Origin of the sequence: Dyadobacter psychrophilus, from assembly GCF_900167945.1 — a bacterium.
GTDB classification, from domain to species: Bacteria; Bacteroidota; Bacteroidia; order Cytophagales; family Spirosomataceae; genus Dyadobacter; species Dyadobacter psychrophilus.
In genome coordinates, this window is sequence record NZ_FUZA01000001.1 from 668,561 (window position 1) to 680,719 (window position 12,159).

Consider the following 12,159-nt stretch of genomic DNA (forward strand, 5'->3'; position numbering starts at 1 on the left):
CATGAAATATATCATATTCGGACTCGGCAGTTTCGGAAAATCGCTCGCCGTGCGCCTGACGGAACTTGGCCACGAGACCATAGGCGTGGACAACAATATGCAAAAAGTGGAGCAGTTGAAAGACCGGATCACGCATACTGTCTGCATGGACTGCACAGACGTCAATGCGGTCAGCTCGCTGCCCCTGCGCGATGCCGATGCAGTGATTGTTGCCATTGGCGAAGACGAACGGTCCTCGCTGCTGGCAACGGCGTTGCTTAAACAGCTTAAAGTGAAAAAAATCATCGGAAGGGTGGTTTCGGACCTGCAAAAGACGGTCCTGGAAGCCATGCAGATCGAAGAGTACATTCTGCCCGAAGAAGAATCAGCCGAAAGGCTCGCCATGCGGCTCGATAATTCAGGCATTGTCGATTCCTTCAAAGTGTCAGAAAAGTACAGCATTATCGAAACGAAGGTCCCGGAACGCTACATCGGCATGACACTCGCCCAAGCAGACCTGACAAACCGCTATAATGTCATCGTACTGACGGTCCTTACATTGTCCAAGGAGTCGGAAAACGGTTTAGTAAGATTGTTCAAACGCGCCTCCGGAATCGCCACGCCACATACCGTGCTGCAGGAAAATGAAGTGCTTGTCTTGTTTGGTGAGTTGAAGGATATTGAGAAGCTGATGCATTGATAACCGCCTGGCGTCTAAGCTTCGCGGTCGTCCACGGCAGCGTTAGGAAGCTGCTCGTCGAGTGATTGCCGGTATTTAATGCAACCGCGCATAAATTGGGGCCACGGCGGAACTGCTATGTTCCCATCAACGTCCTCCGGCAACAATGCCCACATTTTCGGGTGATGCCAGCACAATTCATGACCCGAAGCATCCCGATGCTCGCGGATTGCTCCGCGCAACTTGATGATTTCGGCCACCAGCCATTCCCTGTCTTTATCGTCCAGATCGATATCCATATGCAATTTTTATCTAAACATTAACCCGATTGTTTAAATCAATATAGCAAACATTGGCGCCCAACGAATTGATAAATTTGTTGAGCTTTTGAAATGGATTTCGCTAACAACAACTTGAACCGAAAACATATTTCATAAAATGTCAACCTCAATTAAATGGCAACGATTTCGAGGCTGACATTCGGGTAGACGATGACGGATTAGTTGTTGATTATCCGGGGTTGTTTTTACGGGTGGTTTAGGTCAGCTGACAGGCAATACCACTGAGATTGTTGTGCCCTGATTCACCTTGGACTGGGCTTTGATATAGCCCTGATGATTGCGAATGATCTTCCGGCAGAAGGTCAGGCCAAATCCCTCGCCATGACGTGCTGGCATTGTTGGAAGTTGTGAAAACATATCAAATATTCTTTCTAGCTGTGTATCATCAATGCCAATACCATTATCCTTTATCAGTATCTCAATGTAATTCCTCCCTGGTATTTGTTGATCTGAATATTCTGATGAATCAAGCACACGGCAGGAAATAGAGATAACCGGCTTTTCATTTCGCGTAGAGAATTTTATCGCATTGTGCAGCAGGTGATAGAAGAGCTGTTCAATCTGGGTAGGAAAGGCGTGGATCACGGGAAGCTTTTCCGCATCGATGCGGACTTCCTTATCTTGTATCTGAACACTCAGTTGAGACATAGCAACTGCCAATGCAGCATCCAAATTCGTATCTTCCAATGTTTCCTCACCCACTTTCAGCGAAGAAAATTCAGAGAGATCTCTGATCATGCCGGAAAACCTCTCGGCATTGCTTTCAATCCGTGAAGCCAGATACTCGGCCTTTTCGTGATCTCTCTCTTTAATGGCTTGCACCACCATGTTGCTGAACACCCTGAGTTTGCGAAGCGGTTCCTGCAAACTGTGTTGGGAAATGTGCTGGTATTGCCTGTTCTCATCAATGGTGTTGGAAAGCTGGCGGCTAAGGTTCCTTACCGCCTTATCACTTTCTTCCAGCAGCGTGATCTGTTGGAGGTGAAACGAAATCAGGTCAGCAAAGGCCGAGAACATACCCTTGATTTTTGCGTTTTCCAGGTCGGCCGGTCTGGGATCGATTGCGCATAGCGTCCCGAAAAATGCACCTGACTTTAATATAATCGGAAATGAAATATAACTTTGAAAACCATACATTAAAGGCGTATGGTGGCCACAGAACTCTTCACTTTTTTCGACGTGATTGATTACAACGGGCTGATGCGACTGACTGATTTCATGACAGATCGTTGTTTCCAATTTTAATTCACTGCCAGGGGCGAGGCCAAATTGAATGTCATCCCGAACACTGCATGTGATCCATTTGGTATCGGTGACCCGGGCAACAGCAGCAAAACCCATTCCGGTCGTCTCGCATATCACATTTAGAAGCGTCGGGACTATTGCGATCGCCTGAATGCGTGCAATATCGTCAATCAATCTATCGTCTAAAAAATCCATAGCATTTGCTCAAATCCTAAATATAGTGATTAATGTTTCAGCCATGGCAGATTTTTTGTAATAGAATATTTCGAATTTAAAATCAATGAGTACTAAACAAATTTCCGTACTAACAATCGTCAAGTCCCGGCAGGAGGCGCTTCAAAACCTGGTTGCAGGTCTGGAACAATCGGATCATTATCCGGCTGAGCTTGTGATTATCAATATGAATGAGCCCGCCAGCGAGCTTGCCTCTAAAAATTTCCCTATCCGTTCTTTCCGGTTCAATGCTGACGAAAGATTACCACTTGCTGCCACCCGCAACTTCGCTGCAGAACAGGCAGCCTACCCTTTCATGATTTTTCTTGACGTGGATTGCATTCCTTCGTCACAATTGGTAAGCAGATATTTCGATGCCTGTAAAAAAGCCGATCATTTGTGGATAGGACCCGTCAGATACTTACGGGAGGGAGCAACCTCGGAACCTGATTTTTTGCAAAAAATGTGGGAATTGAGCACGCCCGACCCGGTTAGAGCTGATTTGCGTGAGATCAATTATGCGCTTTTCTGGTCGCTTAACTTTGCATGCAGCAAAAAAACATACGAGCGCATTGGTGGTTTCGACACCCGATTTACGGGGTATGGAGCCGAAGATACCGATTTCGGGTTCACAGCCAGGGAAAAGAATGTTCCGCTCAGTGTTGTTGACGCGCTTGCTTACCATCAATATCACGCAAGTTATGACCCGCCGCTCAACCATTTCGAAGATATCCTTTTGAATGCCAAAACATTCTCCGACAAATGGCAAACATGGCCGATGGAAGGCTGGTTGAAAAAATTTGCGAATGCGGGATTGATAGAATGGACCGATACCAAGCTTAAAATTTTGCGCAAACCCAATGAAACAGAAATCAGGGCAGCGCTAAAGGCCTAGTGCCTTTTGAGAATTTATGACCTTTGAGGGAAATTCCTGTCCCATAACTCGTGGAGCCTTAGCGCAATATCCGCCAATGCTTCGGTATTGATTACACCTTGCCAGCCGTCCGCCGGCAAATTTTCTACCTTGCGAATGACCATCTCCCAGTTAATGTGCTTTAATTGCGATGGCTGGATTACCACAGCCATCCCGTTTTTTTCCAACAGCTCTGCTTTAAGCAATTGCTCCTGAAACGGGCGATCTTCTGGTATGCAGACGAATTTTTTCCCCAGATCGGCCATTTCCATCACCGTGTTGTGCCCTGCATTGCCTATCACCACATCGCATTGGGATAGCACAGTAGCCGGATCGGTAAGTTGCCCATGAAAAATTACATTCTTTACCGCTGCTTGTTTTGTTTCTAAAATATCTCCGATCACATGGATCAACTTGTCCGGGCATTGTGCTGCCAAAGCATTCACAACGGCGCCATCCAATGAAGTGCCACCCGAACCGACAATGACACCAACTGCCCTATGATCGACCTCTGCGGTATAATTTTCTTTCCCTGAATATTTGGAGAAACCTCCTGAAAAAAAAGTTTTGGCATTTACCCAATCGTATGGCGAAGGGTTCATAAGCCGCTCCGGGGATGGCGCAACCAGCAGCTGTGCACATTCATAGGCATGCAAATGAGCGGCATCGTCGCGGTTCCCATTCTGGCGGATCACTACCGTAGGAATTCCGCACAAAGTGGCCAGCATCGTGACTTCAACAGAAACATCGACAATAAGTATCACCGGAAACAATGCGTGCAATGCTGCCGAAATTTCCGTGGCCCGTCTGGCAACTTTTTCAACATTGATTGGCGCATAATGCAGGAAACTCAGCTGCATTAAGGAAGCATAGGTATCTTCCTGCCCAGCTACATCGCCTGGCAGGTGAATACAATGTATTGTTTTTGGGATAATATGCTCAAACCGCGACAGGCCGCTTCCCAGAAACGTTACCCGCGCGTCTTTCAGCTGTGAAGCAATCGATAGCGCGCGCATCAAATGTCCCGAGCCGTGGTGGTGGATATAGAAAGCGAAGTTAGCTGACATCCGCCTTAATCTTCATTTCCATTTTCTCTAAGGCTATTTTTTCAAACAGCGCTTCATACGAATCAACCATCTTTTCTACATCAAACAACTGTTCTGCGCGCTGCCGGCATTCGGCGCGGTTGAGCTTTCCGGTTACCAGGATGCATTCTGCCAATTCCTGCACATCATCTCTACTGCATAACATTCCCGTGCGCTCGTCCAGTAAATGCGGCAATGCACCTTTTGCAATGCCTGCCACAGGCGTTCCGCAAGCCAGTGACTCAGCCACTACCAGCCCGAAAGGCTCGTCCCAGCACGGCGTAATCAAAGAAACCGCCGCCTTACCGATCAGTTCGTTCAGCATTTTATGGTCACAAGATCCCAGCAGTTCAATAGAGTCATCAAGACGCGGTAAAATTTCTGTTTCGTAATAATGCTGATCGCTGATTGCGCCTGCTACTTTCATTTTTTTACCGGACAGCCTGGCTGCCTCAATAGCCAGGTGCAAGCCTTTATCCGGGTGTATCCGTCCAAACCACATGATATAACCGTGGTCATTTTCGGGATAAAATTCCCAGGCCGACAAATCAATACCGTTATGGATCACCTCACAATCAGGAGCATAGGCACTCCAATTATCCGCATTCGTTTTTGAAACAGATACATATTTAACACGCCCATAATCCTGTTCACGGCGAATGGCGTTTTTCAGCTCAAAGATTGGCGGCGTGTGCAGTACTGTGACCATCGGGGCATTTACCAGCGCCGACATCATAATGGGCACATAATTCAGACTGTTATTGAAAATAATATCAAGCTCGTCCTTGTCTATTTCCTGCATCATTTCGACGTAAGCGTGGTGTGTAGATATATATTCGGTGCTCAGCTGACGAGAGGTAAACTGCGAAGATGTAATGGGATGATAGTCTTCTTCGCAAAGTATAGGCCTGACATTTAGAATCGGGTCTGAGCCAGCGCAGGCATACAACAGCACGTCATGTCCGCGTGCGAGTAATCGCTGGCAAATATCATAGGTAAAGGCTTCCAGCCCTCCCATGAAAGGTTTGGAAATTGGATATTTCAGGTGAGCAATGACGCCAATTTTCATGTTGCGTTTGGTAAAATTTGTTGATGATACTGGTTTGATAAAGTGCTTTTTGGATACTAACGCAACCTCGGTTGCGTTGTGGGCACATAGAAAATCGTGCCGGTGCCGTAAACCAGCTTTCTCAGGCTGGTATGAATTTTAAACTGCCCCGGTGTTATCTAACATGAAGCGTTGTGATATTTACACCGAAAGAAACCCTTACCGAGCAAGAGGTGAAGGACGGCCTGAACACCGTTCTTAAGGAAGGAATGACCACCGAAGCGATGGTTACCCTTGCGGGAGGCACTTTTATGGTTGCATTCGCAATTATACTAGGGGCAAGCAATTTCCAGATCGGACTGCTTGCGTCTTTGCCAACATTCACCAATATTTTCCAGCTGCTTTCTGTGTTTCTCATCCGCAAATACAACAACCGGAGAGCTGTTTCTGTAATTTGCTGTGTATTGGCGCGCATTCCCATGGTTTTACTGGGTGCAATGCCATTTTTCTTTGGCGATAATGCCCCGGTGAGCTTGCTGCTTTTTTTCCTGTTTTTCTATTACTTCTTCGGTTCTGTTGCAGGCCCCAGCTGGAATGCCTGGATGAAAGACCTGGTGCCTGGTGACATGCTGGGTGCATTTTTTTCGAAGCGAAGCCGCTACGCACAAACACTTAATGTCGTACTCAGCATCATTCTCGCAATTTCTATCGATTACCTGCGCAGGCACGCGCCACAATATGAGCTGTATGTTTATGCAACCATGTTTATGATGGCCGGGATCGCCGGCCTGGCAGCGGTGGTCTTACTGGCAAGAGTGCCCGAACCCAGGTCCTATCTGCCAAATGAAAATATCCTGAAGATGTTTGTGAAGCCACTCCGGGACAAAAATTTCCAGCGACTACTGGTTTTCAACTCGTTTTGGCTGTTTGCCGTCAACATTGCCACACCGTTTTTTACTGTCTATATGTTAAAAACGCTCGGGCTTACCCTGACCTACATTATTCCCCTCACCATTCTGAGCCAGTTATCCAGCATATTTACCATCGGCTACTGGGGAAAATTCGCCGATCGTTATAGTAATAAAACGATCATTTCTATTTGCGCACCTCTTTACGTAGCCTGCGTGATCGCCTGGTGTTTTGTCGGGATTTATACCAATCTCATTTCCAATCTGGCGCTTCTTGCAGTGATCCATATCGTAAGCGGGTCGAGCAACGCTGGCACCAACCTTGCCCTGACCAACATAGGCCTGAAACTCGCCCCTTCCCGGGAAGCGATTGTTTATCTTTCTGTTAAAAATATCATCACCTCCGTCTTCTCTTCCCTTGCGCCGCTGATCGGTGGCTATCTGGCGGATTATTATACATTGAGACAGCTCCGGGTAATCGCCGAGTGGAGCGGGCCCAACCTGCAAAAAACCTTCCGTCTGTTACTGCTGCATGAATGGAACTTCCTTTTTCTGATCGGCGCCGTGCTGACAGTGGTTGCACTGCAATTCCTGCCACGTGTGCGCGAGGCCGGGGAAGTACACAAAAGTGTGGTGAAAAGGATTATGCGAACAAGCTTGCGCAGTAACCTGCGGGATTACTTCGTGATAGATGTACTGATCAACTGGCATTCGTCGCTGAACAATATGCTCAAAAGCAGCCGCGTCAGCTCCGATAGCGGTCAACAAGACAACTAGCTATTCATAGTGCTGCTGCGTGATATTTCCGGCTAAATTTTCCTGCTGAAACTTAGTCCCAAACCCGTCTGATTATTGCCGGCAGGGAAGCTGTAAATGTTCCAGGATGTCCGCTTTTGTTCCATTTTTTTCTGCTTCAGAAGATTCCAGCTGCTAAGGAGAATGGTGGTGGTGCCTATCCCGATGTTAAATAAGGATAGTTTTCCCTGGCTGGTAAACATCGGCCGGTCGTCATATTGCGTTAAACGTCTATCACGCGAAAAACCAAAGGCCCCTATCGCTATCTGGCTCGTTCCCGCAAGAAATCCAAAAACAGGCGCCGTTTTAGAATTGCCGCCTTTTGCCAGGTCTATGATATTAACAGCATTGAAAGTAGCATTTGCACCCATCAGCACCGCTGAGCTGATGGCGTACATTGGTTTTACACGGTTTGAAACGGGATCTCCGTTCGGATAGGAGCCGTATGTGGGCTGGATCATTGCACATTCATCCTTTGTTAACCCGCTGGCTGCTATCCATTTATCAACCGTCTGACCCTCCATATCGAAGATATCAGCATATTTATAATCCGCATTAATCGCTTCCGCTGTTCGCCTGCCCGCAGTTTGCTCAACGAGATAACCAACAGCGCATATGTTCTGGTCCTTATCAATAAAACACGGTTTGCGTTCCCCTTTATAGTCGTAGTTTTTTGGATATTTTCCAGCATTGGCATAGCTCCGGAGCAGGTTTAGCACCTGCGTACGCTTGCTTTTGTACTCGTCGGAAAGGTGAGAAATGTCCTTTTTACGTAAAAGACGCTCCACATAAAGGAGGTGTGTTTTGATCCGAAGCTCATTGTCGGTGGCCTCATCGGGCTCAAATCCGAACTTCTCGACAAAACTAATGTTGCCAATGACCGGGTTGACCAAGTCGGCCTTTTGATGGTTACATCCGGCAAATACTGCCACGATAAACAGGCAAATTAACAGGGAAACAGCACGCATAGGTCATTGATGGTTAGGTTGATAGATCACATTAAATACTCTTCTGGTTACTAAGAAATAAACCAAAGTCAAATGGTTGGAACCTTCCAAACATTATCTCCGGGCGGCACTACATTGCTCCCGCGCCATGACAACCTCTGAGAATGTTTTCTGTAAATGGTACCATCTAGTTGATTCATATCGAAAAAAAAATTTTATTCTTTTTCATACCGTTTACTAAGTTTTTTTTCAGCGTAGAATAGTCTGTTTGAGAATCTCCAAATGATAAATCGAGCCAGACATTTTCGAGGGCAAGGCAATTTGATAGACATATAGTATTCAATTAGTTACAGATAAGCATATCAATTAAAGCCATTTTATGGCCTTAAAAATACAATTTGCAAAATTTCTTGTAGTAGAAAACAGATACATTGGATTAATCCTTTATAGGGTCGTAGTAATATTAAAGTGAGGCGATCGAAATGTGAACTAAAAATAGTTATTGAAGGCAGCATTTTATTCGACAATGAATTCTATTTCTGCACTTACAAGTATTTTGTCTAATAACCAGAAAAACTTATTTATCGAACAAAATTTTAATGCAAAATTGAGCACGTTTTCAAAAGTATATTTGTCAAATAATTCTTTAACCTAATTTTAATTTCGAAAACTTTATTTTAACTTAGTCCTGGATTAAAACTCAACCCTCTTTATTATTTGAATTAACCTTTATGAACACACGCCCTCAGTTACTGAAACTGATCTGTCTTTATTGTGCAGGATTGCTATTGGTATGTAGTTTCGACTCATGCGTATCGCCCCAGAAAATTGTATATTTCCAAGGAGACTCGCTGCGGTATTCTTCCGGAGAGGTAGGACAGGCATACACACCTACGATCCAGAAAGGGGATATGCTTTCTATTATTGTGGGAAGCCTGAGCTCGGAAGCAAATGAGATCTTCAATGCTGCCAATCAGCGCAGCTCTTCAAGTATGAGTTATGGGAGCAGTGGAGCGCCATCCGTACAGCCATTTGGCTACCTTGTACGCAACGACGGTTGTGTTGAATTGCCGATGATCGGCAAGATCACCGTGGAAGGCCTCGAAACCGAAGCCGCCGCCGACCTGGTGCGGAAGAAGCTCAACCGCTATCTTAAAGAGCCGTCGGTCATCATTCACAACCTCAATTTCAAAGTGTCGGTGCTCGGCGAAGTAAACCGCCCCGCCGTATACAACATTCCCAACGAAAAAATCACCCTGCCGGAAGTTTTGAGCCTTGCCGGTGACCTTACCATTTATGGGAGGCGCGAGAACATTATGATCATAAGGGAGGAAAACGGGAAACGGGAATACGTCCGCGTAGACCTTACGTCCAGGGATATTTTCACCTCCCCTTTTTACTATATGCACAAGAACGACCTGGTTTACATTGAACCTACCAAGGCCAAGATGAGTGCCAATAACCGGGGTTTTCAGATCGTGCCTATTGTGTTGGGCGTCGTCACCGCGCTTAGCGTTGTATTGTTCCGTTTCATTTAAAGAATACTATTCAGGCAGCCGCACTTTATAATCTTTATGATATGAATTACAAAAACTCTACACATCTTGCCCAGAATCACGAGGGGCTTCACGAAAAATTTGATCTTAAGGCTTATCTCCGCCGCTATCTTCACTATTGGTATTTGTTTTTCCTGACCATTCCCTTATGCCTCGGCGCGGCATATCTATACCTGATCATCACACAGCCGACTTATATTTCACAGACAACCCTCCTGATCAAAGACAATAAAACTCAGGTCGGTCCGGAAGAGACGATTATGAAGGAAATGGCTCAGTTCAATGGCAATAAGGTCCTTGAAAATGAGATTGGTATCCTTAAATCACAGTTACTCATGGGCATGGTCGTGAAGCAGCTCAACCTGGACATTTCCTTCCGGGCAAAGGAAGGGCTGAAAACGATCGACCTCTATGGACAAAGCCCGATTAAGATTGACGCACAAATTGTTACGGAATATGCTTACGCGCATCCGCTGATCATTAACACAGACAGCGCAGGATTTTTCCGCGTCAATAATGGCTCCGAATACTATCGCTTAGGTTCGCAGATACGCACTGCCTGGGGGCTTTTCTTTGTGGCCAAAGGATTGCCTTCGGCTTACCCCGAAGTGGAAGTCCAGTTTCATAACCCTCAGGCACTGACCAGGGGCATGTTGGGCAGGCTCACAGTGGGTGTGCTTTATCCGCAGAGCACATTGTTGGAACTGAGTTTTGAGGATACATCGGTCCAAAAGTCAAAGGATATTCTTAACAAGCTGCTGGACGTTTATGTGCAGTCATCTTTGAATGATAAAAATAGTGAGGCTTCCAACACGCTGAAATTTATCGAAAGTCGCCTGGGACTGATCACCGGAGAGCTTAGTGAGGTGGAGAAAGATGTGGAAGTTTACAAAAAATCAAAAGGCTTAACTGACATTAGTGCTGAATCTCAGTTGTTTCTGGAAAATATCAAAGAAAATGACAGCAAGCTCAACGAGATCGAAACGAAAATAAAAGTGCTGGAAAGCGTAGACCATTATATCCAGAATGCCGGAGATGGCGCTCCCGCCCCGGCAACTTATATGATCGACGACCCGATCCTGGTTTCCCTTCTCACGAAGTTCAATGACCTGAGCCTGCAACGTGAACGCTATGCGCGGATTACACAGGTTGAAAACCCTCTTTTTGAAACGGTTAACACCCAAATGGACCAAACGCGCCAGGCTATTCAGGAAAACGTTCAGAACCTTAAACGCGGGATGGCCGCTACCAAGCAAAACCTGAGCGGCATCAACACAAAATTTTCATCGGGACTGAGCAGCATTCCGAAAAAAGAAAGGGAATATGTTGGGATCAAAAGACAACAGACCATCAAAGAAAACCTTTACCTGTATCTGCTCCAGAAAAGGGAAGAAACCGCTTTGGCTTATGCTTCTACGGTGACTGACAGCAGGTTAATCGATGCACCGATCTCTTCCTACATGCCCGTGAAACCAAAACGCTCGGTTATCTGGCTCGGCGCAGGGCTTGCTGGCCTGGTGATCCCGCTGATCCTGATCAACCTGATATTCATGCTGAACAGCACAGTGCAAAACCGGGAAGAAGTGGAACGCATCACGCATACTTCCATACTTGCTGAGATCGGAATGATGAAAGGAAGGGGAAGAAACCCGGCTGAGTCCATCATCAAAGTAACCAGCAGAAGCGCTGTAGCTGAGCAATTCAGGGCGCTGCGCACCAACCTACAATATATGGGGGACGGGAGCTGCCGCACCATCATGCTCACCTCTTCGATCAGCAGCGAAGGAAAGAGTTTTATCAGTATTAATCTTGCTGTAAGTCTTGCATCATCGGATAAACGGGTGATCCTCATAGGGTTGGATCTGCGCAAGCCTTCCCTGCACAACCGGCTGGAAATTACGAATAAGAAGGGCGCATCCAATTATCTGGTAGGACAGAAAAACCTTGACGAGCTTATCCAGCCATCCGGCCTGCATCCACAGTTTGATGTATTGTCGTGCGGGCCGCTTCCTCCTAATCCCTCGGAATTGCTTAGCAATGGCCGTCTGCCCGAACTCATTGCTGAGCTCCGCCAGCGATATGATTACATTTTAATAGATTCTCCGCCTTACGGATTGGTGACCGACGCCGCGCTGATCTCGGAACATGTCGACGCCACTTTGTATGTGGTAAGGTTCAATCACACACTTTTGGATCACCTGAAACACATCAAAGAGTTACAGCGCACCAAACGGTTTGCTAATCTAAGCCTGATCTATAATGGTGTTGACTACGCCTTCGGTTACGGTTATGTGTATGGCTCGGGTGGAAATGCATACGGATATCACACGGAAGATGTTCAGGACACTGGTTTCGGGTTCAAAACACTGAAGAAGCTGACCGGCATGTTCTGATAAATCATAAAGACTTTGATAAACGTATAAATATGTACGTTATCAATTCAAGTGGAT

Annotated in this window: 11 protein-coding genes; 6 read left to right on the forward strand and 5 right to left on the reverse strand. The window is 46.2% G+C overall.

Translation table 11 applies throughout. The annotated features are described in order from the left end of the window. Position 1: 1 nt before the first annotated feature. Positions 2–679: a potassium channel family protein gene (locus tag B5X68_RS02965; protein ID WP_082213167.1), complete on the forward strand. Its 678-nt coding sequence runs from the start codon at positions 2–4 to the stop codon at positions 677–679. A 14-nt stretch (positions 680–693) separates the two neighbouring features. Here the strand turns inward: B5X68_RS02965 and B5X68_RS02970 are convergent, their stop codons facing one another. After that, the gene (locus B5X68_RS02970; protein WP_082213168.1) at positions 694–957 is read right to left on the reverse strand and encodes a hypothetical protein; all 264 of its coding nucleotides are present in this window, start codon (positions 955–957) and stop codon (positions 694–696) included. Between the two features lie 134 nt (positions 958–1,091). Between B5X68_RS02970 and B5X68_RS29415 the strand changes: the two genes are divergently transcribed. After that, a complete protein-coding gene (locus B5X68_RS29415; RefSeq protein ID WP_141110216.1) occupies positions 1,092–1,199 on the forward strand; it encodes a putative glycolipid-binding domain-containing protein in 108 nt (35 codons plus the stop codon). Between the two features lies 1 nt (position 1,200). Here the strand turns inward: B5X68_RS29415 and B5X68_RS02975 are convergent, their stop codons facing one another. Further along, positions 1,201–2,439 (reverse strand): sensor histidine kinase, encoded by a 1,239-nt coding sequence (locus B5X68_RS02975; RefSeq protein ID WP_082213169.1) that lies wholly within the window; start codon positions 2,437–2,439, stop codon positions 1,201–1,203. 85 nt (positions 2,440–2,524) lie between these two features. Between B5X68_RS02975 and B5X68_RS02980 the strand changes: the two genes are divergently transcribed. Further along, positions 2,525–3,352, forward strand: a complete 828-nt coding sequence (locus tag B5X68_RS02980; RefSeq protein ID WP_082213170.1) for a glycosyltransferase family 2 protein — start codon at positions 2,525–2,527, stop codon at positions 3,350–3,352. A gap of 14 nt (positions 3,353–3,366) precedes the next feature. Here B5X68_RS02980 and B5X68_RS02985 read toward each other — a convergent pair whose 3' ends face one another. Together B5X68_RS02985 and B5X68_RS02990 are read right to left on the reverse strand one after the other, a co-directional pair. After that, positions 3,367–4,437: a glycosyltransferase gene (locus B5X68_RS02985; protein WP_082213171.1), complete on the reverse strand. Its 1,071-nt coding sequence runs from the start codon at positions 4,435–4,437 to the stop codon at positions 3,367–3,369. Further along, positions 4,427–5,524, reverse strand: a complete 1,098-nt coding sequence (locus tag B5X68_RS02990; protein WP_082213172.1) for a glycosyltransferase family 4 protein — start codon at positions 5,522–5,524, stop codon at positions 4,427–4,429. Before B5X68_RS02990 ends, B5X68_RS02985 begins: the two co-directional genes overlap by 11 nt. A gap of 173 nt (positions 5,525–5,697) precedes the next feature. Between B5X68_RS02990 and B5X68_RS02995 the strand changes: the two genes are divergently transcribed. Then, entirely contained in the window at positions 5,698–7,188 is a 1,491-nt protein-coding gene (locus B5X68_RS02995) for an MFS transporter (RefSeq protein ID WP_141110170.1), read from the forward strand. A gap of 32 nt (positions 7,189–7,220) precedes the next feature. On the opposite strand, the gene B5X68_RS03000 is transcribed toward B5X68_RS02995, so the two are convergent. Further along, positions 7,221–8,174, reverse strand: a complete 954-nt coding sequence (locus tag B5X68_RS03000; protein WP_082213173.1) for a hypothetical protein — start codon at positions 8,172–8,174, stop codon at positions 7,221–7,223. A 710-nt stretch (positions 8,175–8,884) separates the two neighbouring features. Here B5X68_RS03000 and B5X68_RS03005 point away from each other — a divergent pair. Both B5X68_RS03005 and B5X68_RS03010 read left to right on the forward strand, forming a co-directional pair. Further along, positions 8,885–9,691: a polysaccharide biosynthesis/export family protein gene (locus tag B5X68_RS03005; protein ID WP_082213174.1), complete on the forward strand. Its 807-nt coding sequence runs from the start codon at positions 8,885–8,887 to the stop codon at positions 9,689–9,691. A 41-nt stretch (positions 9,692–9,732) separates the two neighbouring features. Next, complete coding sequence (locus B5X68_RS03010) at positions 9,733–12,102, forward strand: GumC family protein (RefSeq protein ID WP_082213175.1); 2,370 nt, start codon at positions 9,733–9,735, stop codon at positions 12,100–12,102. Positions 12,103–12,159: the final 57 nt, after the last annotated feature.